The following is a 26629-nucleotide window of genomic DNA, read 5'->3' on the forward strand; positions in this document are numbered from 1 at the left end:
ATCCAGAGAGTACAAACACTCTCTGGATGTCCGCGCTACTAGTTCGCCAGAGAAAGTGTTTGCGCGTGAATATTTTTATAATGCGCGCTAATTTTTACACCACGTAGATCACTGCCTAAACGCACTAGCGCAGAGGCAATGCCATCTTCCGTATTAACCTGCACTGGCGACAGCAATTCTGCATCGCCCGTAAGCGCGAAACTCACTGGCTCACTGTTAATACGCGCATTATGGCCAGCAGCATCCTGCAGCATAGCACGCACAAACACCACATCATTGCGCCCTGCTTGCGGCGGAACAGATGAAGCATCAACACTGAGCACTAACTTAGCCGGTGCGCCCGGAGTTTGTACACGCTGCTCGGCAACAGGCTTACCCTTGGCATAGGCTACGGCTTTTAATTCACCGGTAGCAAAAGCTGGAAGGGTAAAATGATGCGGCGGATGCGGTAAATTACCTAGGTTTGACTCTAGCACAGACTCCCCCAAGAGCTTGCCATTGAGATAGATCTCCACCCGCTCGGCATTGGTATAGATAGGAAAGCTGAGCGCTGAATTCGCCTGCCAGTGCGTCGCCATAAAGACCATGTAACCTGAATTATTTTGCTGAAGGTTTTCAGTATTGGCTTTTATCGAGTCGGCGGTTTTCTCGCTGACTTTTTTATTGCCAACCAAAGGCCCCGCATAGTCATTTGCATCGCGCTGACTTTGATAAAAGTAATAGCTGAATTTAGGCAGGCGATCGATGCTCATAATACCGGATGATTCCAGATCATCCGCATAGCCGCGATTGTAATCAAACATTACCCAGAAGCCATCGGCAAAGGCAGGGGTGTTGAAATTGTCATTGTGGGCCTCGGCAATATTGCGCGCTTGCTGCTGCAAGCGCTTTTCGCCATCGCTTAGCAGCTGTCGGCTCGAGCGATCCGCCTGCAATAAATTCTGCCAGGAATCCTGCTGTAACCCGGCATTCATTGCATAGTATTCCCAATCGCCATACTCAGACACCACATAGGGTTTCGTTGGCTTTTTATAATGTTCCAAACGATGCTGGCGCGCCTGTAAGAAAATATCGTAGCCATATTCCTGCCAGCCAGCGGAATAGACATTGGCACCGGGATATTCTTCATGCACGATTTGCGTGAATTGATCAATCAAGGACTCCTGCATCCAAGATTCATTGAGTGAACACTCCCAGGCCAATACCGACGCATGGTTGCGGTCGCGACGAATTAAGTCGCGACAGGTTTGCAACACCTGTGCGGTAAACTCTGGTGTTTCATTCACATATTGCCAACCCAAAATAGAATCGAGCAACACCAAACCCAATTCATCGGCGGCATTCATAAATGCCTTGGCGTGCGGATAATGGGAGAGGCGCACATAGTCAAAACCCGCCGCTTTTATTTTTTCTGCATCGCGGTATTGCGCCGCATCGGATAAGGCATAACCCACATAGGGATACTCTTGGTGGCGATTCACACCGCGCAGAAAACTTTTTTTACCGTTAATGTACAAATGGTTGTCGACAAACTTAAATTCGCGCACACCTATTTTATTGATTTCTTTATCGACAAGCTTGCCACCTTCGAATACTAAGGTTTCAAGACGATATAAATTAGGCGCGGCAGGCGACCACAGATGTGGGCGCAGCAGATTAAGTTGCTGCGTCGCCTCCAGCTCGACCTCCAGCGACGCCTTACCATTCAACGCTGTACTCGGCGCTACCAGCTCACTTTGCACCGAGCCCACCAACTGCTCACCCCAATAGAGATTTTGCGTGAGCTGCACACCAGCGGTGGTTGCACCTGTTAATACATGAGTTTTAACTTGTACCTGCGCAGCACTCGCCGACACCTGCGGGTAACTAACAAATACACCGCCGGACGCCACCTTGTTCGCCGCGACCGCATCGCTGATGTGCGTGGTGTTTTCCACCCGCAGCCATACATTGCGGTAGATGCCACCATAGGTATTAAAATCCAATAATTTAAGTGGCTTGGGGCCTGTTACCGCGCTATCGCGATTGTCGAGCTTTACGTACAACCAGTTGTCATCGCCAGCATTCAATAGTGGCAGCTGTACGCTAAAGGGCAGATATCCCCCCAGATGCGCACCGAGCTTTTTGCCATTAAGCCACACTTCCGCGGCATTCATGGCTGCTTCAAAATCCACATAAACCTGTTTGCCATTCCACATAGGATTCGGCTGCAGTTGTTTTCGATACCATGCAAAACCCTGCCACTGATCATTGACAACCTTTGGCTCCATACGCGCACTGTGCGGCAAGCTCACTTTCTGCCAGCTTTTTTCGACGGCTATCACCTGCCAACTGCGATCTTGATCACTCGCACTAAATTCCCAATCAGTATTAAACAATACCGGCGCAATAAAATTCTCAGTAACCACAGACGTTGCCGCGTCGTCTGCCGGAGTGACTTCAGGCGCAGACAATTGACAACTGCTGGTGAGCAACGCCATGCAGAGGAGCGCGACGCAGTGCCACAAAGCGCTCATGAAATACTTATCATTTTTTTTCAACATTTTTTACTACCTAATGAAGTGCCCAAACTTAATTGGATGAATCTTGATAGAGACTTAAAGCGTCTTTAAAAAAGGTAATCGCTTTAAGCGCATCATTGCCGCTGGGCGGATAGAAAAAGCTGGCATTTTCCCAGTGCGAGCCCTGCCCCCAAAGGGTGGAACATGAGGTGCTCACCCACGCGGGTTCCCAATAGATGACGCCTGCGCCGCCGGCATTAATAACTTGCCGCGACAGTTGCATTAAATAATCGTACTGTCCCTCAGGCGTAGCGGCATAACCCGGTACAAGTGCATTTTTACCGAGCACATTGTCGGCCTTGTCAAAATTTTCCAAGGTCCAAGGGTAAGCGGTTTCTACAATCATGACGTCTTTGCCATAACTACGTTTTAATTCAGCAATTGCCTGCCCCACTGAATTCACATCGTAGCTGGACCACTGAGGGTAGTAGCTAAGCCCAATCATATCGAAGTCAACTAGGCCCGCAGTTTTAGCCTGCTTAAACCACCAGAGCGCATTTTCCGGCTGCGCTATATGCAACAACCTTTTGATCTGGGTTGTATGCGCGCGATTAAAGTCGGCCACAGCTTGCAAGCCTTTGTTCAACAAAAAGGCATTGCGCGTCCAATTAATATTGTCCGTGTGCATGGCAGATTCCAATTGCAAAATTTCGCTGTTGGTTTCATTGCCAATTTGAATCATGTCGGGCAGTAAGTTATCCGCCGCCAAATCAGTGAGCACATTGTGGGTATAGTCGTAAAGCACTTGCCCTAAGGCAGGTGTATCCGCAATCAATGGCTCCCAGGCTTTAGGAATAAATTGCTTTTCGGGGTCAGCCCAGGTATCGGAGTAATGCAAATCTAATAGCACTTGCATGCCAGCCGCCTTAGCGCGGCGAATCGTTTTGCTCACATCTTGAAAGTTGCTGTAGTGTGTCCAGTCTGGGTTGCGCCACAGTCGCACACGTACCAAATTGGTTTTAGCGCCCGCAAATAATAAGTAGGGATCATAGGCAACGCCCTTCAGGCGATATTCCGCACCACAGTCCTGCATTTCATTCACGTAAGATAAATCCGCGCCGACAAAAAATTGTGCGGCTTTGGGCATAGTGGCAAGCGCAGCTGTTGAGCTGTTGCTCGCTGCCGCGGAACTTGCATGAGGTGTTGCTGCAGGGGTGGATGTGGTTCCGGCGCAAGCACCTAAACCTAACACCAAAACGGCAAGTGCTATGTTATGTAACAGAGGCATAAACTACTCCATCAAAAAAGGGGCACCTCCTGTGCCCTAATGACATACTGGATTACATTTTCCAATTAAAATCGATGGTGTAAGTTCTGCCGTAAACATCATAGCGACGCAGATCCGCGTCATTATTGTTTTGGCTTAAGCGCAATTCTTGGTTGGTGAGATTGTTCGCTTCAACACGCACACCAAGGTTATCGTTAATTTCATAGCCCAAACTTAGCCCCAAATTGCCCTCTGCATCCAAGCTGCGCAATTGCGAACCATCCCATTCAAAACCCGTGGTGTAGCCTGAGTGATATTTCCAACCGAGACGACCGTTGAATTTATTTTGGCTGTACCAAATATCAAAGGTGCTGGTATTTTTGGCCAAGCCCGCCATGGTGTAGGGGTTATTTTCCGGTGCAAATTCTTTAATATCTGAATCCGCATAGGCGTAGTTGGTGTAGATACCAAAGCCTGCAATTAACGGCATTTGGAAGGTCAACTCAAAACCTTTAATGCTGCCTTTTTTATCGCTGTTAGCCGGTGCCCAAATACTAGTGGGCTGGCCACCAACGGAAGGAATATCAAAACTGGTATAGCCTACATAGTTGGTGATGCTTTTGTGATAGAGCGCAGCGGCAAACATAGACTCTTCTGCAAAGTACCATTCGTAGGCAAGGTCCACTTGATTGGAGGTAAATGGATCAAGCGTTGGATTTCCCGCACTGCCGCCAGAACCTGGATTATTCGTCGCACTGATGAATTGCCCTGCACGCATTTCATCCAAAGGCGGACGCGATATAGCTTTGGCCACACCGAAGCGCACAATGTTTTCATCGTCAATAAATAGGTTGATCGAGGCGCTGGGCAAGGTATAGGTATTATCATTTGCTATAGGACCAAATTGCTTATCATAGCTATAGCTTTCGGTTTCCATTTTAACGTAACGCACACCGGCGTTAGCGTTGTAGTCATAACCGCCTATATCACCTTCAAAATTTAACTTAACAAAGGCTTCGTCATTCTTCTCAGTTACACGCCAATATTGTGCAGGGTTCACCGTGGCCAAATTAGAGAAGTCTGACTTGCCAAACAATGCGCTAGCGGCAGCCTTGTAAGAAGGCGCATCCAAGAAGGGCGAGGTTTCAATTGCGCCAACCGTGTAGGAACTCAACATACCCTCAGGGAAATCGGCAAAAGGGCCATTGTTTATCCAGCTGAACTGCAAGCCCAAGCCAGAAGAGATGTTGTAACTTGTCCAAACCACTTCTTTTTCGCGGTCGGCAGTGCGCACCCCAAAGTCGACACTGACAAAATCGCCCGCCTCGATTAAGCGATTAAAACTCAGCGCCAGGGCCGTGTTTTTATCATCCAATACCGAACCTTCGTTGGCATCATCTATCGCTAACTGTGCGGTTTCAGGCATTGCCGCGGATGAACCGACAGGTGCGGTTACGCTCGGCGTGCCGCGCAAGTCATAAGCGAAAGGCGCGCCGTGCTCCTCTAAATAGAGTGCATTCCAATAGTTGTCGCGCGCGGCGGTGGAGTGAGATAAATCAGCCTTAATAATCCACTTGTCAAAGCCGGAATATTTTAGGTTTACACCCTGGGCGAACACAGAGTTTTCTTGGCTATAGTCGGCAATTACATGGCGAATATTGCCAGTCCAAGGTTTAACAGCAGCAGCCATGGCGTAATTATTTTCGATAGTGACGTCACCGTAGCCACCCGCCTCGCCGTTATCCCAATTGCCGATGTCTTGATACCAGGTTTGATTTTGCTTTTCAGAAATATCAAACACAGAATAGAGCGCGTCGTATTTAATATCCAAGTCGTCTGTTGGATTAAATTGCAACACGGCCATTAAACCATTGCGCTGGGTTTCAATATTTTTTACTTCGGCTTGAATACCCCAAGGTACATAGCCGTAATCGCCATTACCGGTTAAGTCGCCACCGCCAGCAGGCAACTTAATTTGATCTGCGTCCCCGGTGTTAAAGCCCCACGCTTGATAAGAGGGATAGGCATTTTTTTGCAGCTGAGAGGTAACGCCCAAGGCAAAACCGAATTGATCATTTACTTTTTTAATGACCGATGCACTAAAGCGATTGCCGAGGGGATCAAAGCCAGGAATATCTTTACCGCCGTCGTAACTTACCAAACCAGCGCCCACATTAAATTCGGGGCCAGTGTGATCCAAGGGCGATACGGTTTCCAAATCAATGGTGCCGGCAATGCCACCCGCGATCATATCCGCCGCTTGCGATTTGAATACTTTCACACCGCTAATCAATTCCGAAGGGTACTGCTCATAGCGAATACTGCGCCCCGGCTCAGAGCTGGTCACTTCGCGGCCATTAATCGTGCCGAATACCATGCGCGGGCCCAAGCCGCGAATTGACGCTTGGCTTTGGTTGCCGCGATCGCGCGCGCCGTTAATACCAGGTAAACGCACCAGCGCATCCGCGATGGTCACGTCGGGCATGGAGTTAATATCTGAAAGATCGAGTGATTCCACGACTTGATTGGAATTTCGCTTGATATCCAATGACTTCTCCATGGCCTTACGAATACCGGTTACTACTACCTCTTCAGGTGCATCAGCCGCATCTTGTGCGTAGACACAGGTAGAGCCGAGCCCAAGCAGCAACGCCAATACTTGGCTGCTGGCGGCCGTGACTATAGGGAAATTTTTCATGCTAAGCGCCTCAGTTGTTTGTTTGATTATTCTAGTGTCGCTAGTGATAGGCCATTGGGTGCAAGAAGGTATACGTTTACTGTAGATATTAATTTTTATATGGCTATACTATCGATAATCACAAGGTAAACGTTTACCTCATTTTAGTCAAGAAACTGTTTGTGCTAAATATTTACCTTTTGATGCGCCCGCGCTCTAGCAGTCCGCTGGCGCCATAACCCTTGCTCGACTCTGACAATAAGCTTAATAAAGAGGACTCCACATGAATAAGATTTTCTCCTATCGCTGGCTAGCACGCGCCCTTCTAGGCGCCCTCATCTACAGCCTCGCGTTAAATAGCCTCGCCTTTACCAAGGGCGCCGATATCAGCTGGATCACCGAAATGGAAAGTGCTGGCTCCCGTTTTTACGACTCCAACGGCACTGAAAAAGATGTGATTCAAATATTGAAGGGTAAAGGCATGGATGCGGTTCGCTTGCGCGTTTGGGTCAACCCCGCCAATGGCTGGAACAATATGGACGACACCATTAACAAGGCGCGCCGCGCCAAAGCCGCTGGTATGCGCATCATGATCGACTTTCACTACAGCGACTCTTGGGCCGACCCAGGCCAGCAAACAAAACCCGCCGCGTGGAAAAACTATAGTTTTGAACAACTGATGGCGGCAGTTTATCAACACACCCAAAACAGCTTGTTGCTGCTACAAAGCGCTGGCATCACCCCAGAGTGGGTACAGGTGGGCAATGAAACCAATAATGGCATGCTGTGGGAAGAAGGGCGCGCCTCCGCCAATATGCGCAACTTCGCCTGGCTGGTTAATTCGGGCTACGACGCGACCAAGGCGGTATTTCCCAACGCCAAAGTCATTGTGCACATCGCCAACTGTTTTGATAACGGGCTTTTCCGCTGGATCTTCGATGGGCTCAATAACAACGGCGGCAAATGGGACATCATAGGCGCATCCAACTACCCTACAGTCGCGCCCAATCGCACCTGGCAGCAAGCCAACAGTCAATGCCTGAGCAACCTTAACGACATGGTGAGCCGCTACCAGCGCGACGTAATGATTGCTGAAATAGGCGTACCTTGGGATCACGCCCAAGGCAAAGACATCATTGCCGATATGATCAGCAAAATGCGTCAAGTGAGTAGTGGCCGTGGCCAAGGGGTGTTTTACTGGGAGCCGCAAGCCTACAACTGGCAGGGCTATGGTTTAGGTGCATGGAACCCCAACACCCGCCGCCCCGCCGCATCGCTGGATGCATTCTTAGAAGGCGCTCTACCCTCCAAAACCATTCTAGTGCGCGCGCTAGGCAAGGCTGGCAAAGAATCACTCAGCCTACGCATCAACGGTACCAACATCGCCACCTGGACCCTCAGCACCAGCATGCAAAGCTACAGCGTTAAAACGACGGCCAGCGGGCCATTAACCGTAAACTTCACCAATGATCAAGGCAACTACGATGTGCAAGTAGATTACATCCAAGTTGATGGCACCACGTACCAAGCGGAAGCCCAAAGCATCAACACCGGTGTATGGCAAAATAACGCCTGCGGCGGTGGCAGCGGTAAAAGCGAATGGTTGCACTGCAATGGCTACATAGGGTTTGGAAACTTTTAACGGCAACCAGCAGGTTGTTGAAAAACTCAACCCATAAAAAACGCCCTGACCTGCATCAGGGCGTTTTTTTTATTCTCCAACATCATCTAATTCCCCCCAAAAGTATCGCTAATCCACCCCACTGCCTTGCGTGCCCGCCATGCAATTAGCTATCCCCGAATACCAAAACAGCTAGCACAGCCCTTACCGAACAAATATTTGCGCTTTTTAACCGCAGCGCCAACTCAATACACATCGACACCACGACAGCCAGCCAACCCACCTCATTGCAATCACCAACCTTAAACCATTAAGAACCCACCCTTCACTCCCTGTACCCAATTCAATAAACGCCATATACCCAACAAAAACATCGTTTTGTGACAAGACAACCATATGGAAGGCGGCCCAGACGCTTATGACTTTTGGCAAACAAAAAACCCGCGGTAAAACAACTTACCTGTACCTTACTTTATTGGCTTACACGGCAAAGACGTAACGCTAAAAGCGGGTACCTTTGCGGTAAATGAATCGCAAGGTCAATGCGTAGAGCCATCGTCTTTATTTGAAGCACAACTAGGTTTGCGCCTATTACCCGGCTACCAATACTGCTGCGAAAATGACACTAGCAAAACATTCGACACGCCAGTGGATGTTGCTTACGGCGCTAACGGAAAGTTCAAATTCAAATCTGGCGTCACGGGCAAAATCACCTTTGACGATGCCACCTTTGGCGACCCCATTAAGGGTGTAATCAAGTCTGGATTTTATCGCGCCGCTAAAAACCAAGGTTCCAGCGGCTACAGCTTTGCAGTTAAAGAAGGTCAAACCGTTGCAGTACCCAGCTTAACCACTGTGGCCTACGGCGCTAACGGTGCATTCAGCTACAAATACAATCTCACCAGTGATATTGACTGCACTAACGAAGCCTTTGGTGAAGACCCAGCACCCCGTGTTGCAAAGTCTTGTTTTGTTAACCCCATCAGCACGCCGCAAGGCTACGACTTTGCGGTTAACGAAGGCGCTAGGGTTAAGGTGAGTGGCACAGTGAATGTTGCATTTGGTGCGAACGGTCAATTTGTTTGGAAATACAACCAAACCTCAGACATTGCCTGCACCCGCCAGGCCTTTGAAAGCGACCCCTTACCGGGCGTAACTAAAAGGTGTTACACGCGTCAGGTTTCAAGCCCCAACCCAACACCTACGCCCACCCCAAGCCCAAACAACTGCAATGGCGTAATAGCAGTAGCCAAGAGTGAACGCATAGAAGTGAACCTAAACAACGCTAACTGCGTGAAATTTGCTGACAACTTATCTGGCTCAACACTAGCGGTATGGGACAGCGACACCAATTCATCCTGCGATTTCCGCGGCACAGTGTCGTCTAACGATGGCGCCGGTCAGTTAAACGTAACCAGTAATTACGCATCCTCTACCACCTTATCGGGGCGTACGTTTAGCCTAACCCCAAGTAATGGCTGTAAATTTGTAAAAGTTCGTTATTACTAACGAAGCCTCAGCGCATAGTTACCAAAGGCATGCTCTTGCCGCTGCGCCTGCTTTTCGCTTGAGCTGCGAAACTGCAGGTTCTGCAGCAAGTCAACATCCTCTCCAAAAGTTCCAATGCGCTTATCTCTGGCTGACGGTTAAATACTGTTAGCCAGAGCCTATATAAAACCCATCTCACCTGTAAAACCAAAAGCGTGATGCACTTAGCTTTTTGCGGAGCACTATGGTGCTCTTATCCAAAATATGAGAATTTGGCCTTATAGTTAAGGTTGTCTTACCAGTTTGGGATGTATACCATTCCTCGGTTGCTGCATAGCCTGTAAAAATAATAACCAATTAAAGAGCCATTAAATCCATCCAAACATATTCGCACCCAACCCGCTTTTTAGGGTTTTGCTTTTTTTCGGCTAAATACCCCAGGGTCGCAAGGGGATAGCTCTCATAGTGTTAATGCCCAATACGTGAATAACTTCCTATTCATTAGTAGATAAATTCTGCCAAGAAATCAGTATCTGATAATTCATACCAGCAAAATATCTGAGGAGATTTTTATGATTAGTTCAACACGATTACTTCGCAAATGGCTAAGTATATCAATACCTATTGTCACGTTATTTACATTCAGTGCGGCTGAAGCAGCAGTGGAGTTTGAAAAACAATACGAAGTCAGTGATATCGGTTTATATTTTAATGGAGTTCAAACTAAGGGTAATTCGCCAAATAAAAATAATCCGAACGTCATTGACTATGCTTTTGGTAAAAGCATTTCAGCTCATGGTGATGCGATTAAAGTTTATAAAGAGTTCATTTTTACCACTTGGTATAAAGGAGGAAAAAACGAACGTAATTTAATGCTGTCCCGATACAATACGAAAACCGGTGTGGTAAAAACCATCGAGTTCCCTCATAAACACACTGGCTATAATGATCAATGGTGGATTGGAGAGTCGCACAACACTGCGGCGGTTGGCATATCCCCAAAAGACGGAAAAATTCACATCCTCTATGACATGCATTCCTACAGTAACAGTCAGTTTAATAACGACTACTTCCGCTATTCCTACACCAAAGAAAATGCCGCAACGGCTCCAGACAGTAGCTTTACACTGAGCCTATTTGTTGCAGATGGAACAAATGATTATGGCCACAACAATCTTAACGGCAAGAATGATCCGGCACAATTTTCAGACCTGACATATCCGACATTTTTCTTAAATGAAAATAATGATTTATTATTTTTTATGCGCACCGGCGGAAACAATAACGGTGGTTATGTATTTACCAGCTATGACTCTACGTCAGGTAAGTGGGCTGATATAACTCAGTTCAACCACGTAAATTCAAGCCAAAAACCCGGTGGCCCTGATTATAACTGGGGCTTGTATGGTGAAATGAAATACGTCAACGGTAAATTGCGTACAGCGTTTCAAACTCGCAGCGCGAACAATAACGATAAATTCCTGTACCAAAATGGTATTTATTACGCTTACTCTGACGATCAATCTGGTAAAACCCAATGGAAAACCCACACAGGTAAAGGCTTTACTATTCCATTTGCTAACCCACAACCACTGAAAATTTATGAGCCGGGCGACCTAGTCAAAACTGAAAAGCCAAATAAAGTGTATATCGTTGGTGCATTCGATTTTACAGTGACAGATAAGGGTGATGTACACATTGTAAGCCTAGTGAAGGACAATGAATTCAATGTAACCAAAAAATTGCATTCCTATAAACCAGCGGGAGCGTCGGACTTTATACACACCACAGACTTCACCGGTGGTTCAAATCTTTATACCTATGGCGATAGTGTATATATCATTGGATTAAAAAGTGGCCGCCCATTTATTCAGCAAGGTAAAGGTGGAACCAACAACTTCACAACTATATATGAAGACACACAAGGCCCACAATTTGACCATGGAGTGTTAACAATCCATGAAGGCAAGGTGTATTACTACCTACAAGATAAAGGCAATAGCACTAAGCTGCCATTACATGTACAGATAATTGATTTAGGATTAAAGCGAGACTCACAAGGCCCCGCAGGCTATTCGCTTGCAGCAAATGAAAACGAAACTGTAACCGTTAGTGAAGCTATGAATATTGCTTATGGTGCTAATGGATTATTTAATTTCCTTTATGAACAAACAGAAAATGTTGTTTGTAACAATGCAGTATTTGGTGACCCCATACCAAGAACAGCAAAAAAATGTTATGCGCAATCAGTTGCCGTAACAGCACCAATCCTTACCATCGCTATAAGTGCGCCAAGCAATAATAGTGAAGTTATATTAGGCCAACAGATAGCATTAGCAGCAAATGCAACTAGCAATAAAAATAACATTTCCCAAGTTAACTTTCGCATCAACGGGCAATACTTATCACAAGATAGTTCGGCGCCTTATAGTGCACAATGGAGTCCCGAAAGGGCTGGCACTTACACCATTGATTCAGTGTTAATTACTAGTGATGGCACCCGCTTGATATCTGATGCGCGTAGGGTCAATGTTGTAGCACCACAGCTTTCGGTATCACTAACAGCACCTAACAACAGTCAAATTCAATTAAATCAATCGATAGCCTTGACTGCAAACGTCACCTCCAACCTAGCACGTATCAACAAAATTGTTTTCCGTGTTAACGGACAATTCTTAAAACAGGATAGTGATGCGCCCTATTCGGTTGAGTGGATACCAACGCAAGCAGGTAGCTATACGCTTGATGCATTATTAATGACTGAAGATGGTTCAGAGGTAACATCGGAAGTGATTTCTGTCAGCGTAAAACCTGCAGCATCTTCCAAGCCCGTATCTAGTGCTACCAATAGTTCAACATCACCTGCCAAGCAATGTGCGACATACATTAATCTTCCATTCAATGCGCGCACAGAAGTTGCACTAACCAATAACACATGCGTGCGCTTCCCTCAAAGCCTATCCGGAAAAACACTGCAATTATGGGATAGCGATGAAAATGATTGTGATTTTCGCGGCGAAGTAACAGCGACAGCAGGATCGGGCTCTATCACCGTCAGTGAAAACTATGCTTCAAACAACTCACTTACCGGTACTGACATCAAGTTCATTAATGCCGCCGGCAATACCTGCAAGTTTATTAAAGCTAGAGCTTATTAACACCAACCCAAGTGTCCTCTGAAGACACACAGTATTCAGCGGACATTGAATCATGAAAAGAGACGAATTATGAAAAATAATTTTTTCCGGAGCAGCCTATCATTCGCACTTGGCTTATTTATTTCTGCAGCAACCTTGGTTAATGCGCAGGTTATTTACTCCAATGGATTTGAAGGTTTAGCGCTCGGCAATGCCAGCGATCAAGATATTAAAACAACTTGGAGTTCGCGCTATGCAAAAGGCCCAGATGAAGGGCGAGTAAAAATTGTAACCGGCGGCCACACAGGTAAAGCGGCGACCATTAAGTACCCGGCCTTTGGCAATCAATCCTCTCCTAGTGGTGCCACTTGGGAAACCGATATAAGCCACAGTGGCGATGAACTTTATATGTCTTACTGGGTGAAATTTGAAAATGGTTTTGAGTTTGTTAAAGGCGGAAAATTACCTGGCTTGGGCGGCAGCACCGACTTCCCCTATGGTAGTAAAGGTTTTACTACGCGTTTAATGTGGCGTGAAGGCGGCAAGCTGGAATTTTACTTACACGGCTACGAAATCAATAACAGCAGCGGAGCTGAGCCTTACCGTTTGTTTTGGGATACGGCGGGCTATCACGCCAGCGTGACTCCCGGCAAATGGCACCACATTGAAATACGCCAAAAATTAAATTCCCCGGGTAAGCGCGATGGGATTTTACAAGGCTGGTTAGATGGTCAATTGGTGTGTAACGATGCCGACAACTCAGGCGTGCGTGCGGCAGGTTCCAACAGCACTAAAATAAATCACTTGTACTTCTCTACTTTCTTTGGCGGCTCAAGCGCACCACAAAGCCAATGGCAACCGAAAAAAGATGTGTTCGCAAGTTTCGATGATTTTATTGTATCGACTAAACCCATTGGCATGAACGGGCAAGTAGGCTCCAATACTAGTTCGAGCTCAAGTTCCACTGCGACCAGTAGCCAATGCTTAGCATTAACGAGCAGCACAACTCACGAGGTTAATATTACCAACAGTAACTGTGTGCAATTCAATGAAAACCTTGCAGGTAAAACATTAGCGGTATGGGATAGCGATACCAATAGCACGTGTGATTTCAGAGGCAATGTAATTTCTATCAATGGCAGCGGTGTACTTAACGTGCCGGATAATTACGAGGCCGCAACTAATATCACCGGCACTAAAGTGAAGATTGAACCTGCTAATGGCTGTAAATTTTTAAAAATTCGCGCGCTCTAAAGCGCGCATTTTTAAATAAGTGATAGTTGCAATAAAAAGCCCCAAGAAATGGGACTCAGACTACTGATAAACCCCACACTGAAAAGTGGGTTTTTCTGTCGTGCACATTACTGGTCGTTACATGAGTGCCGGTGATGATATTGTGCTTGGTATCTACAATGCGGCGATCGAGATAATAAAATCCCTACAGCTTCCCTTCACGGGTTAAATGACCGCTGTCGGCATTTGAGTGAGGGCGACGTTGCTGGTTAAACGTAGAAGCTTCAATGATTTTATCCGTAAAACTCAACCCCAAAAACCAGCGGTAGACGACATTTACCTGTACCTCGCGTACTAACTGACGTTCACTGCGCTCGCCAAACAAATAGCCAATAAACAGTATTTTAAACAACAACACTGGATCGGTTGCGGGACGACTATTGTTATCGTAATAGAGATGCCGCACCTTAGCGCGAATGAATTCGAAGTTGATGTATTTATCAATTTTACGCAGCAAGTGGTCCACCGAAACGAGATCATCATTCCCAAGGTGTGCTAACGCAACGACGGTTGTTTGTCAGCAATCTGCCACCCGCGTCGGGTGGTTTTTTATGGGGAAAATATTTTCTTAACCTATGGCTCCATCACCTTTCAGATCAGCAGCAATATCTGGACCTCTCCGGCCGCGGTACTAATGACCGCCCAACCCTGTTAAGCTCAAAACTCTATCTATCCAACAGGAGTACGTTATGCCTGAGCTTAACGAAGCAACTTGGCTGCCATCACAAACACTCACAACCGAAAATAAAATGCGTCGTGTAGGAGTTGAAATTGAATATACGGGCATTACAGCACAAACCAGCGTACAACTGATTCAAGCGTATTTTGGCGGAAATTTAGAAGAGAAGAACAGCTTAGAGTTCGCAGTAGTCGACACACGATTAGGGAAATTTAAATTAGAACTTGATGCTGACATGATGAAATCACTTGCAGCAAAACAAGCGGCTAAACAAACAGAAAATACCGCAACCGACGAAAGCTTGAGTGATACTGCAGCTGATTTGTTAATTGAAGCAGCCAAACAATTCGTCCCCTGGGAAGTCGTTACGCCGCCCATCCCCTTTGATCAACTTTCGACCTTGGTTCCCTTTATAAACGCTATGCGCAAAGCGGGCGCCTTAGGTACTCGCCATGCACTGCATCACGCCTTTGGTGTGCACTTGAACCCCGAGTTACCTGATCACCAACCGGCAACCATTGTGAAATACCTGCAAGCCTTTTTTTGTTTGTATGAATGGATTGTTAAAAAAGAAGATATAGATACTGCACGCAAGTTAAGCCCCTACATTAATCATTTCGGCAAAGACTATATTCTGCTCGTTATTTCACCCGAATATCGCCCGAGCCTCTCCGAATTAATTGATGACTATCTACGCTTTAATCCCACCCGCAATAGAAGTTTAGACATGTTGCCTCTATTCACCTATCTAGATGAGGCGAGAGTGCGTGGCACTGTTGATGACGCGCGCGTTAACGGACGCCCCACCTTTCACTATCGGTTACCCAACTGCGATATTGACAGCCCAGATTGGAATATTACTTTGCCCTGGTTTTTATGGTTGGAGGTCGAAAAACTTGTCGTAGATGAAAAAAAGTTAGCGCATTTATGTACGGCATTTCAACAAGAACTTGCTCGCCTGAGCCATCCATTTGAAAACCGATGGGTTGATTTTTTAGAACAAGAGCTAACTATGAACGCAACCTAAGGGGACTTAATTTTTGAACCGCACAAAAAAGCCACTTGTTGTAGTTACTGGGCCCGCTAAAAAATGGCGTTTTGGTTGGTGGGCTACCCGCTTTATGTTGTTTTTGGTCGGCCTACAAGGTCGCTATGTCACCGCAAAAAAACCTGAGATTCCAGCCGGGGTGCGCGGAGTTATTATAGGTGGTGGCGACGACATAGATCCAGAACACTATGGCCTAACAGGCGATGTAAATGCCCGCTATGACTTTGCGCGCGACAAACTCGAAATGGCTATGCTGCACAGAGCATTAGCCAGCAACACCCCCATCTTAGGTATATGTCGCGGATCCCAATTAATTAATGTGGTTCTGGGTGGCAGCCTTTATCAAGATATTAGGCCACTGCGAGTTAACACCCCCAACAGAAACTCACTTTTTCCTATCAAATGGGTCGATGTCATTGCCAAAACTCAACTCGCACAGGCGCTGCAAGCAACGTCAGTAAAAATAAATAGCTTACACAGTCAAGCAGTTGATACGCTCGCGCCCTCTTTAATAGTTAGCGCACGCGACCGCGACAACTTTATTCAGGCGACGGAAGTGACTGACGGTAGATTTATTGTGGGCGTGCAGTGGCATCCCGAATACATGCCCTACTCAACGCCACAGCGGCAGCTCTTTAAAAAATTTGCACAAGCCGTTAAAGAGAATAACGAGTTTTTAGGACAACCACCGCCAGATTAATCGATACATTGCGTATTTTTTATCGCAGCCATTTTATTTCCACCGGAATGAATTAAATTCTACAGCATCAAAATTTTATAAAAAAACCACCCGCAAAGGTGGTTTTTTTGCTATTGAAATATTCAAAATTAAACTTCGCGCAACGCCGTAGCCACAGGCAGGCGCGCGGCGCGAATAGCGGGAAAAACACCACCAATCACACCAATCACTGCCGCAAAAATAATACCTTGAATTAACAAGTCCGGTGTCACTGCAAAGTCGAATACTACTTGGCTAAAACTGGCAAAATTCAAGGTAGAAACGGTGTAGCCATTAAACACCAAATAGACAACCAGCGAGCCAACAATACCACCAATAAACGCTAGCAAGAGCGACTCCACTAAAGTAGAAATAGCCACGGGCAGCGAACCAAAACCGAGCGCGCGCAAGGTGGCAATTTCACGGGTGCGATTGGAGACAGAGGTATACATAGTATTAACCGCGCCGAAAATAGCACCCAAGGCCATTAATATAGCCAAGGGGTAACCTACCATTTTGATGAACTTACTGAGCGGTTCCGATTGCGCCGCAAGATACTCCGTCTCGCGTTGAGCATCCATATTTAGCTGAGGGTCTGACGCCATGGCAGCTTTAAATTCATCTAAGGCATTTTTATCGCTCAGTTTTACACGCATAATTTGATAGCTGTTGCCACGCCTGTAAGCACTCTGCAAAATTTTTGCATCGCACCACAACTCAGACTCTGCCAAGCCGCCACCCGCCTCGAACACACCTACCACTTTCCATTCAACTTGACCTGACTTAAGTGTAGAGCCCACACTCAGCGAAAATTGTTGCAGAGCTCCGCGCCCGACAATTAATTCATTTTTACCTGGTTCAAAATTGCGCCCTTCGATAATCTTAAATTGGTCGCGCACTACAAAGGCCATAGGCTCCACACCGCGCAAAGGCACATTCGCTGACGACTGCGTAGAGCGCTTAGGCACATCTATCACCACAAATAATTCTGATGAACTGATGGGCTTACCGTCGAGCTTGGCGATACCTGCTAGGTTGCTAATTAATTGCGTTTGCTCATAACCCATACCGCTGCTCATTTCTGAATTAGCACCGGCGCGCATAACAATAAGCGTATCCTCTGAACCTGCATTCACCATGGTGCGCTGAAAACCTGCCGCCATAGAGAGTACACCGATAAATACTCCCACCACACAGGCAACACCAAACACAGCTACCGCCGACGTACCTAAACGCTGCGGTAAATTGCGCAGATTCATGAGGGTGATGACAACAATTTGAGTCAATCCATTAAACATGATTAGCGCCTCCGCAATGCAGTAACAATATTTAAACGCAACCCTTGCAGCCCAGGCACAGCGCCCGTAATCAGCCCCAGCAATAAGGTTAAGCCTAAGCCATTTAGTAAAATGTGATTAGACATCGCCAATCCCGGCAGCGTTGACGCAAAATTTTCGGCGGCACCAGCGATAAAAAATGTCGCCAAGAGCAAGCCTAAACAACCGCCAATGAGCGAAATTACGAGGGCTTCTGCTAGAACTAATACCATGACTGACACATCAGAAAAACCGAGTGTTTTCAAAACTGCCAATTCGGGAATACGCTCGCGAAAAGATTGCGCCATAGTGTTGCCGGCCACCAAGAGCATAGTGAAAAAAACAGCCCCGAGCACCAAGGTAGTAATTAAGCCCACATCAGCAAATTGCTTGGCAAACGATTTAGCAAAATCTTTTTCGCTGCTGGTTTTAGTCTCCGCCGATGAATTTGCAAAAAGTGCATCCACTGCGGCGGCCACTTGTTCCGACTCAGCAGGATTTTTCACTTTTATAATTAACCAACCTAGAGTGCCCTTGCCGTACTGACGCGCCTCTTCAAAATATTCATAGTTAATTAGCATGACACCCGTATCAGTGCGCTTATCTTTGGCGGTGTAAATACCTTCAACTACAAACTCCCACGTAGTGCTACCGTTGCTTTGCGGAAACATCCCAATCAACGGAACCCTATCGCCAATTTTCCACTGAAATCTATCCGCGAGGGACTTTCCAATCACAACACCGATGCGATTTTTCTTCCACGCCGCCAACTGCTCTGGAGCCAATGAGTAGAGATCTTGATAGATATCAAAATACTCATCCGGTGTAACTGCGAATTGCGAAAATTGATTTTTTGGCTCTTGATAATAACCGCCAAACCAATTGGCCGACGTTGCCAGCTCCACCCCGTTCAAACTTCTTACCTTACCCAAATAACTAAACGGCAGCGGTTGAATTAGTGTTACCTTATTAATTGTCACCAACCGATCTTCACCGGCAATTTCGGCACCTTGATCAAAAGCCCCTGCAAGGCTACGCAACAAACCAAACAACAAAAACGCGATCATGATGGAGAGAATCGTCAGTATAGTTCTGGTTTTTTTTCGCCCCAAATTCTTAAGAATAAATTGTAAGTAATACATTCTTAGTACCCGCCTTGGTTAACAGCACTAACCAATGCACCCTTATCCATGTGCAGTATGGTTTTAGCGTGGTCAGCTGCGCGCGGATCATGGGTCACCATAATGATGGTTTTTTGCTGTGTTTGATTAAGGGTTTGCATGAGTGTAAGAATTTCATCTGCCGTAGCGCGATCTAAATCACCGGTTGGCTCATCACACAACAACAAATCTGGGTCGCTCACCAAGGCGCGCGCAATCGCTACGCGCTGCTCCTGCCCACCGGACAATTCACTTGGGTAGTGTTTGGCGCGATCCGTTAGACCCACCAACTCCAATGCGGCTGCCACATGTTGTTTGCGCTGCTTTGCACTGAGGTTAGTGAGCAGCAGCGGTAGTTCTACATTTTTCTCTGCGGTAAGCACCGGCATTAAATTATAAAATTGAAAAATAAAACCCACGTGCCGTGCGCGCCACTTGGTAAGCTGTGAACTCGACATTTTGTCGAGCCGCTGACCACCAATAATTAATTCACCTCCACTGGGTGTGTCCAAGCCACCGAGTAAATTGAGCAATGTGGTTTTTCCGGAACCAGACGGCCCCATCAGGGCAAGAAAATCACCGCGGCGAATTTCTAAACTTAAATCACTCAACACCTTTACCTGCTCTTTGCCTTTTTTATAAGTTTTACTGATGGCATTGAGTTCAACGAGAACATCTTGAGCACTTGCAGACTTAGGGGCAACATTGGACATACAATCCTCCGGTGAGGTATGTTATTAGAAAAAACTGCTGGCGATTTCTTACTTCTTAATTTTTATTCTTCAGTCATTAGCGCTCAATAGCCGAGCCATCTTTTAACTCTTTGGGCGGCACCACTACAAAATCCTCTCCAGGCTTTAAACCACTGGCAATATACACATCATTGCCATAGCTGGCTTTAAGGAGAACGCTGCGTTTTTCTGCGCGGTCATCCTTAATAACAAAGACAAATTTATTTTCATCTTCCGACAATACCGCCGACACCGGCACGCGTACACCCAAGGTTTCTTTGGTTTTTTCCGCAGCATTTTCTGCTTGTGGGTCACCATTCATAAAACCCACTTTCACGCCCATATCCGGCAGAATTCGTGAATCATTCGATTGAAATGCAATCCGGACTTTTACCGTGGCTTTTTGACGATCTGCCGTGGGAATTATGGCGAGCACCTTGGCGGGTATTTTCCATTCAGGGTAGGCTTCAAGCGTCGCCTGTACAAACTGCTCTGGACGCACGCGCTGAATGTAAGACTCGTTCACATCCACTTCAATTTCGAGTGAATTCATATCCACTAAGGTACAGATACCTGTACGCGTAAATCCTCCGCCTGCAGAGACAGGAGAAATCATTTCTCCTGGCTGGGAATCTTTGCTGATTACAACACCGCTGAAGGGTGCACGCAGAGTCAGGTCGTCCAGATTTTGCTGCTGCAGCGCCAAACGTTTTTCACTAACATTTACGTCTGCTTTGCGCGACGCTAACTGCGCCTGCAGCGAATCAAAATCTGCACGCGCTTTATCAAGGTTCGACTGGCTAATTAATTGGCGGCGCGCCAGTTCGGTGTTGCGCTGTAAATTTAATTTGGCTTCTGTTAAGCGCGCTTGGGTTTCTACCACAAAGGTTTTAGCAGAGCGCAATTCCGCCTCGGCAAGCGCTAAATATTTAGACGCGTTGGAATCATCGAGGCGCGCTACTATTTCACCTTCTTGCACCTGCTGTCCCTCTTCAATAAATATCTCTGCGACCTTACCTGTCACCTTCGAAGACACCGTCGCGGTACGCCGCGCCACCACATAACCCGTTGCGTCCAATACCGTTGCATCTGCCGCGTCGACCACCGCCATACGCGCCATTTCAACCTGCACCTTAATCGGCGCTGGTTGATACAAAATACTAAAGGCTAAAACCATTAAGGCCAAAATCACCACGCCGACTAAAACCCAACGCTTCGCAGGATGGGGCAGAGGCGCTTGGTCTCGGTCAATGTGCAATTGTGAGAGAAGCTGTTCTTTTGATGATGGCATAACGACCAATCCAAATTGTGCAGTTATTGTTTTAGCGATCCCTTACGACATTCATTGCAATCTTGACGTCAGCCCTGAGCAAACAATCAAACGCACTTAATATCAAGCATCACTCATTTGATAATAAAAAAGCAGGGCGTCACCGAATTACAGACCCCACTCGAACTTAGGTTGGCCAGAGTATGATCGCAACATTGTCACGCGCGGCCTAGGCTTCGCTGTCATTTATGCACCATGACATTTGTAAGCCTTAACCGCTAGATGAACATCAAAAAAAAGCGAAGCTGCCTAAACAACTTCGCTTTTACTATAAAGACGCTTAACGCTTATGCTAGATCGACTCAACACCTCACCGACTAAAACGGAATGTCGTCATCAAAACTATCAAAACCTGCAGGCGCTTGTGGTGCTGGCTGCGCAGGCGCTGACTGTGGGCGCGCTGCTGGTTGCGGCTGCGCCTGAGGCGCTTGATTAAAACCTGCAGCCGCTGCTGCAGGTGCATTGTTGTACTGTGGGGTTTGATCATAGTTAGCACCGCCACCTGCGCCCATACCGCCGCCCGCGTTATCGCCGCGACCATCGAGCATTTGCATTTCATTGGCAACGATTTCTGTGGTGTAGCGATCAGTGCCATCTTGCGCTTGCCATTTACGGGTGCGCAGTGAGCCCTCGACATACACTTTTGAGCCTTTCTTCAAATATTCGCCCGCGATTTCACCTAGGCGATTAAAGAATACAACTCTATGCCACTCGGTGCGCTCTTGTGGCTGACCAGTGTTTTTATCTTTCCAGGTTTCCGAGGTGGCTACGCTGATGTTGGTAACGGCACCGCCTGATGGCATGTACTTTACTTCTGGGTCTTGGCCGACGTTGCCGATTAGGATGACTTTGTTGATACCGCGTGCCATAGGGGCTTCCTCTTAAATATGCCGTTGCTTTGTTTTTCGGGTATTCGCCACTGCTAACGCAGGGAGGCGACATTCGAACTTGGGTTGCAGTTACGCGCCTAAAACAAATCCCTCGCAGCGCGCAAAAGGTTGCCAAGCTTACACTTTCGACGTAATTCTTGCTACTAAACCGAGGGGACTACAGGCTCGGCATCAACAATCGCCGCGAGCGTTTTACGGTCGACCAAACGCTGATCCACTTTGAGGTAGGCCGTATTTTCCGAAGCCACTATCACCACCTCTGCGACACCTTCAACCTCACGTAACTGTGCTGCAACTTGCTGATGATTATGTTGGCGCAAGGGGATGAGCACACTGGCCAGAAAGCGCGGTGGTTTCATCGAAAGCGCTACCAGCAACCAAATGACCGAAAACACCGCGCCCAGCTCTAGCACGGCGGCAATGCCGTGATGCTGGAGTATCCAGCCACCGACCGCGCCCCCCGCCGACACGCCAATTACCTGACTCGTGGAGTAGATGCCCGTGGCGGTGCCCTTAGCACCCGCTGGGGCAATTTTGCTCACCATTGACGGCAAGGTCGCCTCCAAAATATTAAAGGCGACGAAAAAGCAGAAAAGCACAAAGAGCGTGCCGATCAAACTCGGTGGCGCTACGACCAAACCCAGCTCTGCAAGCGCAAGCAAGGCAATCGCACCAAGAAATACTGGTTTAATTTTGCGACGTTTTTCCGCCACTATGACAAAGGGCAGCATCAGCACAAAGGCAAAGGCCAAGAGTGGAAAATAAAACATGCCATGATAATTACGGGTGATATGCAGCTGGTCCTGCAGTATCAAGGGCAACACCATAAAGTTGGCCATGAGCACAAAGTGCAGCGAAAAAATCCCCACATTCAAGCGCAATAACTCTGGATGTTTTAATGTTTTCCAGAGTAAATTCGGCACCGCCACTGCCTCCCGCTTGGGCGAGGGAGCCTGAGCGACGGAAGGTACTAGCATGAGCAAAATATAAATACTGACCACACCCAAGCCCGCCGTCACCCAAAATATGGCGCCTATTCCGCCCCAACTCGCCAGCCAAGGTCCAAGTGTCATGGCGACGGAAAAAGAAATACCGATAGACGCACCTATAGTCGCCATAGCCTTGGTGCGATTTTCTTCTGAGGTTAAATCCGTTAGCAGCGCCATAATGGCCGCGGAGATGGCCCCCCCCCCCTGCAGAAAGCGCCCAATAATTACTTCATAGATACTATGAGCTTGAGCCGCCACCACACTCCCTACAATAAAAATAATAAGACCGATCAAAATAAGCGGCTTACGGCCATATTTATCTGACAACATGCCAAAAGGAATTTGCAAAAACGCCTGACTAAAACCAAAAGCACCCAAGGCAACCCCCAGCAAAAATGGGGTATGGTGCTCATATTCAGTCCCATAGACGGCCAGCACTGGCAGCAATAAAAACAAACCGAACATGCGAAAGGTATAGAGCGCCGCCAGCGACATCACCACGCGGCGTTCAAAGGGAGCTTGGGGGGCATCGACAACAGAGGTAGTCATAGCGGCAACTTATTATTAGGGGGAATTTTCGAAGCGGCATTTTACCAATAGCCAGACTAGACTAGCCACCACTTAAACCCCTAAGTGGAATTTAATGCCATATAGGGCGTAGTTTTTGCACTACTGACATCTACTGGCAAACCATTGCCGTATAATCCTGCCTTTTGATTCACTTTTCAGCCGACCGACATTTACTGAGGTATAGCGCGCTAGATGGACACTATTATTGTTAGGGGTGCACGCACCCACAATCTGAAGAATATTGACCTCGACATTCCCCGCGATAAGCTCGTTGTGATTACTGGCCCCTCTGGCTCCGGTAAATCCTCTCTCGCCTTCGACACGCTTTATGCGGAAGGCCAGCGCCGCTATGTTGAATCGCTCTCAACTTACGCGCGCCAGTTTTTGTCGATGATGGAAAAGCCTGATGTGGATCACGTGGAGGGCCTAAGCCCCGCAATCTCCATTGAGCAGAAATCTACCTCTCACAATCCCCGCTCCACCGTGGGCACCATCACAGAAATTTATGACTACTTGCGCCTGCTTTATGCGCGCGTCGGAGAACCACGCTGCCCCGTGCACGGCGAGCCGCTAGCCGCGCAGACCATCAGTGAAATGGTCGATACCGTACTGGCGCTTCCCGAAGGCACCAAACTAATGCTGTTAGCACCCATAGTGCGCGATCGCAAAGGTGAGCACCTGCATACCTTCGACCAGCTGAAACGCGATGGGTTTATTCGTGCGCGCATCAATGGCGTGCTTTGCGACCTAGATGATACCCCGACGCTCGACAAGAAAAAGAAACATACGGTTGAGGTGGTAATAGATCGCTTTAAGGTGCGCGAGGACATCAAACTCCGCCTATCTGAGTCCTTTGAAACCGCACTCAATTTGGCTGACGGCATAGTGTGCATCAACTATATGGATGGCGAAGCACCAGACCGCCTTTTCTCTTCCAAGCACGCTTGCCCCATTTGCGATTACAGCCTGACTGAGCTTGAGCCGCGCCTATTTTCCTTTAACAACCCCGCTGGCGCCTGCCCTTGCTGTGACGGCTTGGGCATTAAACAATTTTTTGACGAAGACAAAGTGATTCAGAATGCGTCGCTCAGTCTGTCTGATGGCGCAATTCGCGGCTGGGACAAGCGCAATGTCTACTACTTCCACATGCTTGCTTCCCTCGCCCAACACTATGACTTTAAGGTTGATATACCTTGGAACAAGCTCAAAGCCAAACAGCGCGAAGCCGTACTCTATGGCTCGGGTGAAGAGGTCATTGAATTCAATTACATCAATGATCGCGGCGATGTGTACAAACGCAGCCACAGCTTTGAGGGCGTAATGCCCAACATGGAACGCCGCTACCGCGACACCGAATCTAACTCGGTGCGCGAAGATCTGGTGAAATTCATGTCGACCCAACGCTGCCCTGAGTGCGACGGCTCGCGCCTGCGTCTAGAGGCGCGCAATGTTTTTATCGATGAAAAGCCGCTGCATCACATCACCGATATGCCCGTAGCTGATGCCTACGACTACTACATGAAATTAACGTTTACTGGACGTAAAGCGGGCATTGCCGACAAGGTGCTAAAAGAGCTGCGTGACCGCTTCCGCTTCTTAGTAGATGTTGGGTTAAATTATTTAACCCTGAGCCGCAGCGCCGAAACCCTATCCGGCGGTGAAGCTCAGCGCATTCGCCTTGCCAGTCAAATCGGCGCGGGTTTAGTCGGCGTTATGTACATTCTCGACGAGCCATCCATTGGTCTACATCAACGCGATAACGAGCGGTTACTCAAAACTCTGCGCCACCTGCGTGACATTGGTAATACCGTGATAGTGGTAGAGCACGATGAAGATGCTATTCGATTGGCAGATCATGTCATCGACATTGGCCCAGGTGCCGGCGTGCACGGCGGCCAAGTCATCGCCCAGGGCACAGTCGAAGACATTATGGCCAACAAGGATTCTATAACCGGCCAGTACCTCAGCGGCACTCGCTCCATCGCCATTCCTGAAACGCGCAATCCCGTTGATCCCAAACAGATGCTGCGCCTGATCGGCGCCAAGGGCAACAACTTACAAAATGTCACTTTGGAGATTCCGGTGGGCCTAATGACCTGCATCACAGGTGTTTCTGGCTCAGGCAAATCAACCTTAATTAACGCAACGCTTCACCCACTGGCGAGCACCGCGCTCAATGGTGCCACTACGCTTACCGCAGCACCCTTCGACAAAGTCGAAGGTATGGAGCTGTTCGATAAGTGTGTGGATATAGATCAAAGCCCCATTGGCCGCACCCCGCGCTCTAACCCCGCAACCTACACCGGCATTTTCACACCGGTGCGCGAATTATTTGCGGGCACACAAGAATCACGTTCACGCGGCTATCAACCTGGGCGTTTTAGTTTTAATGTGAAAGGCGGCCGCTGCGAAGCCTGTCAGGGCGATGGCGTTACTAAAGTGGAAATGCACTTCCTGCCTGATGTCTATGTTCCCTGCGACGTATGCAAAGGCAAACGCTATAACCGCGAAACATTGGACGTTAAATACAAAGGCAAAAACATTCACGAAGTACTCGATATGACAGTAGAAGATGCGCGCACATTTTTCGATGCAATCCCCTCTGTCGCCAACAAATTGCAAACCCTAATAGATGTAGGCCTTTCTTATATTCGCTTAGGGCAGGCAGCCACCACACTTTCAGGTGGTGAAGCCCAACGCGTTAAACTCGCGAAAGAGTTATCCAAGCGCGATACAGGTAAAACGCTCTATATACTCGATGAACCTACGACCGGGTTGCACTTCTATGATATTCAACAGCTTCTCAATGTTCTGCATCGCCTGCGCGATCACGGTAATACAGTCGTAGTAATTGAGCACAATTTGGATGTCATCAAAACAGCAGATTGGATTGTCGACCTAGGGCCTGAAGGAGGAAGTGGTGGCGGACAAATTATTGCGCAAGGTACGCCAGAAGCTGTTGCCAAGATGAAGCAGTCACACACAGGGCGCTTTTTAGCGGCCATGCTCAAAACAAAGGGGCCAACTACAAAAGTGAAAGCTCAGACAAATGAGCCAGCCGAACCGACTAAAGTGAAAATTACAGCCACAGCCAAACCAAAAACGAAGACTACGACTAAACCCGCAGCAAAGGCTGCTGCAACTCCAAAAGCTTCAACCAAGGTAACAGCACGCCCAAAGAGCAAAGCTTAAGCGCAGGCTGCGGTTTTTCGCA

At 47.7% G+C, this 26629-nt stretch carries 16 protein-coding genes and 2 pseudogenes; 8 read left to right on the forward strand and 10 right to left on the reverse strand.

The window, feature by feature from the left end; genetic code table 11:
• Positions 1–38: 38 nt before the first annotated feature.
• Genes AC0KUT_RS17285 through AC0KUT_RS17295 form a run of 3 tightly spaced genes read right to left on the reverse strand, consistent with a single transcriptional unit; the run spans position 39 to position 6466 of the window.
• Positions 39–2543 carry a glycoside hydrolase family 2 protein gene (locus AC0KUT_RS17285; RefSeq protein ID WP_488831655.1) on the reverse strand — a complete coding sequence of 835 codons (2505 nt, stop codon included), beginning with the start codon at positions 2541–2543 and terminating at the stop codon, positions 39–41.
• 28 nt (positions 2544–2571) lie between these two features.
• On the reverse strand, positions 2572–3789 hold the full coding sequence (locus AC0KUT_RS17290; RefSeq protein WP_488831656.1) for a glycoside hydrolase family 53 protein: 1218 nt from the start codon (positions 3787–3789) through the stop codon (positions 2572–2574).
• Between the two features lie 52 nt (positions 3790–3841).
• Entirely contained in the window at positions 3842–6466 is a 2625-nt protein-coding gene (locus AC0KUT_RS17295; RefSeq protein WP_488831657.1) for a TonB-dependent receptor, read from the reverse strand.
• A gap of 262 nt (positions 6467–6728) precedes the next feature.
• On the opposite strand from AC0KUT_RS17295, the gene AC0KUT_RS17300 reads away from it, so the two are divergent.
• From AC0KUT_RS17300 to AC0KUT_RS17320, 5 genes and pseudogenes are all read left to right on the forward strand, one after another.
• Entirely contained in the window at positions 6729–8087 is a 1359-nt protein-coding gene (locus AC0KUT_RS17300) for a glycosyl hydrolase 53 family protein (protein ID WP_488831658.1), read from the forward strand.
• Between the two features lie 453 nt (positions 8088–8540).
• Positions 8541–8597, forward strand: a pseudogene (locus tag AC0KUT_RS17305) (hypothetical protein); the annotation flags it as partial.
• Between the two features lie 51 nt (positions 8598–8648).
• Positions 8649–9575: a hypothetical protein gene (locus AC0KUT_RS17310; RefSeq protein ID WP_488831659.1), complete on the forward strand. Its 927-nt coding sequence runs from the start codon at positions 8649–8651 to the stop codon at positions 9573–9575.
• A gap of 551 nt (positions 9576–10126) precedes the next feature.
• A complete protein-coding gene (locus AC0KUT_RS17315) occupies positions 10127–12712 on the forward strand; it encodes an Ig-like domain-containing protein (RefSeq protein WP_488831660.1) in 2586 nt (861 codons plus the stop codon).
• A gap of 69 nt (positions 12713–12781) precedes the next feature.
• Positions 12782–13945 carry a polysaccharide lyase gene (locus AC0KUT_RS17320; RefSeq protein ID WP_488831661.1) on the forward strand — a complete coding sequence of 388 codons (1164 nt, stop codon included), beginning with the start codon at positions 12782–12784 and terminating at the stop codon, positions 13943–13945.
• A 235-nt stretch (positions 13946–14180) separates the two neighbouring features.
• Here AC0KUT_RS17320 and AC0KUT_RS17325 read toward each other — a convergent pair.
• A pseudogene (locus AC0KUT_RS17325) lies at positions 14181–14465 on the reverse strand (transposase); the annotation flags it as partial.
• A 208-nt stretch (positions 14466–14673) separates the two neighbouring features.
• Here AC0KUT_RS17325 and AC0KUT_RS17330 point away from each other — a divergent pair.
• Both AC0KUT_RS17330 and AC0KUT_RS17335 read left to right on the forward strand, forming a co-directional pair.
• Positions 14674–15690 (forward strand): amidoligase family protein, encoded by a 1017-nt coding sequence (locus tag AC0KUT_RS17330; protein WP_488831662.1) that lies wholly within the window; start codon positions 14674–14676, stop codon positions 15688–15690.
• A gap of 13 nt (positions 15691–15703) precedes the next feature.
• The gene (locus tag AC0KUT_RS17335; protein ID WP_488831663.1) at positions 15704–16411 is read left to right on the forward strand and encodes a gamma-glutamyl-gamma-aminobutyrate hydrolase family protein; all 708 of its coding nucleotides are present in this window, start codon (positions 15704–15706) and stop codon (positions 16409–16411) included.
• Positions 16412–16539: 128 nt separating this feature from the next.
• On the opposite strand, the gene AC0KUT_RS17340 is transcribed toward AC0KUT_RS17335, so the two are convergent.
• From AC0KUT_RS17340 to AC0KUT_RS17365, 6 genes are all read right to left on the reverse strand, one after another.
• A complete protein-coding gene (locus AC0KUT_RS17340; RefSeq protein ID WP_488831664.1) occupies positions 16540–17727 on the reverse strand; it encodes an ABC transporter permease in 1188 nt (395 codons plus the stop codon).
• A 2-nt stretch (positions 17728–17729) separates the two neighbouring features.
• Complete coding sequence (locus AC0KUT_RS17345) at positions 17730–18887, reverse strand: ABC transporter permease (RefSeq protein WP_488831665.1); 1158 nt, start codon at positions 18885–18887, stop codon at positions 17730–17732.
• Between the two features lie 2 nt (positions 18888–18889).
• On the reverse strand, positions 18890–19618 hold the full coding sequence (locus AC0KUT_RS17350; RefSeq protein ID WP_488831666.1) for an ABC transporter ATP-binding protein: 729 nt from the start codon (positions 19616–19618) through the stop codon (positions 18890–18892).
• Positions 19619–19694: 76 nt separating this feature from the next.
• Positions 19695–20927, reverse strand: a complete 1233-nt coding sequence (locus AC0KUT_RS17355; RefSeq protein WP_488831667.1) for an efflux RND transporter periplasmic adaptor subunit — start codon at positions 20925–20927, stop codon at positions 19695–19697.
• A 356-nt stretch (positions 20928–21283) separates the two neighbouring features.
• Complete coding sequence (gene ssb / locus AC0KUT_RS17360) at positions 21284–21835, reverse strand: single-stranded DNA-binding protein (RefSeq protein ID WP_488831668.1); 552 nt, start codon at positions 21833–21835, stop codon at positions 21284–21286.
• A gap of 164 nt (positions 21836–21999) precedes the next feature.
• Complete coding sequence (locus tag AC0KUT_RS17365; protein WP_488831669.1) at positions 22000–23394, reverse strand: MFS transporter; 1395 nt, start codon at positions 23392–23394, stop codon at positions 22000–22002.
• A gap of 213 nt (positions 23395–23607) precedes the next feature.
• On the opposite strand from AC0KUT_RS17365, the gene uvrA reads away from it, so the two are divergent.
• Complete coding sequence (gene uvrA / locus AC0KUT_RS17370; RefSeq protein WP_488831670.1) at positions 23608–26607, forward strand: excinuclease ABC subunit UvrA; 3000 nt, start codon at positions 23608–23610, stop codon at positions 26605–26607.
• Positions 26608–26629 lie beyond the last annotated feature (22 nt).

It is taken from the genome of Cellvibrio sp. 25HG11W-0 (assembly GCF_057815475.1).

Excerpts from the sequence above, each read along its gene's own strand:
- AC0KUT_RS17315 (WP_488831660.1), top strand. The coding sequence starts at position 10,127 with ATGATTAGTTCAACACGATTACTTCGCAAATGGCTAAGTATATCAATA.
- AC0KUT_RS17350 (WP_488831666.1), bottom strand. The coding sequence starts at position 19,618 with ATGTCCAATGTTGCCCCTAAGTCTGCAAGTGCTCAAGATGTTCTCGTT.
- ssb (WP_488831668.1), bottom strand. The coding sequence starts at position 21,835 with ATGGCACGCGGTATCAACAAAGTCATCCTAATCGGCAACGTCGGCCAA.
- AC0KUT_RS17365 (WP_488831669.1), bottom strand. The coding sequence starts at position 23,394 with ATGACTACCTCTGTTGTCGATGCCCCCCAAGCTCCCTTTGAACGCCGC.
- AC0KUT_RS17345 (WP_488831665.1), bottom strand. The coding sequence starts at position 18,887 with ATGTATTACTTACAATTTATTCTTAAGAATTTGGGGCGAAAAAAAACC.
- uvrA (WP_488831670.1), top strand. The coding sequence starts at position 23,608 with ATGGACACTATTATTGTTAGGGGTGCACGCACCCACAATCTGAAGAAT.
- AC0KUT_RS17320 (WP_488831661.1), top strand. The coding sequence starts at position 12,782 with ATGAAAAATAATTTTTTCCGGAGCAGCCTATCATTCGCACTTGGCTTA.
- AC0KUT_RS17340 (WP_488831664.1), bottom strand. The coding sequence starts at position 17,727 with ATGTTTAATGGATTGACTCAAATTGTTGTCATCACCCTCATGAATCTG.
- AC0KUT_RS17295 (WP_488831657.1), bottom strand. The coding sequence starts at position 6,466 with ATGAAAAATTTCCCTATAGTCACGGCCGCCAGCAGCCAAGTATTGGCG.
- AC0KUT_RS17300 (WP_488831658.1), top strand. The coding sequence starts at position 6,729 with ATGAATAAGATTTTCTCCTATCGCTGGCTAGCACGCGCCCTTCTAGGC.
- AC0KUT_RS17330 (WP_488831662.1), top strand. The coding sequence starts at position 14,674 with ATGCCTGAGCTTAACGAAGCAACTTGGCTGCCATCACAAACACTCACA.
- AC0KUT_RS17355 (WP_488831667.1), bottom strand. The coding sequence starts at position 20,927 with ATGCCATCATCAAAAGAACAGCTTCTCTCACAATTGCACATTGACCGA.
- AC0KUT_RS17290 (WP_488831656.1), bottom strand. The coding sequence starts at position 3,789 with ATGCCTCTGTTACATAACATAGCACTTGCCGTTTTGGTGTTAGGTTTA.
- AC0KUT_RS17285 (WP_488831655.1), bottom strand. The coding sequence starts at position 2,543 with ATGTTGAAAAAAAATGATAAGTATTTCATGAGCGCTTTGTGGCACTGC.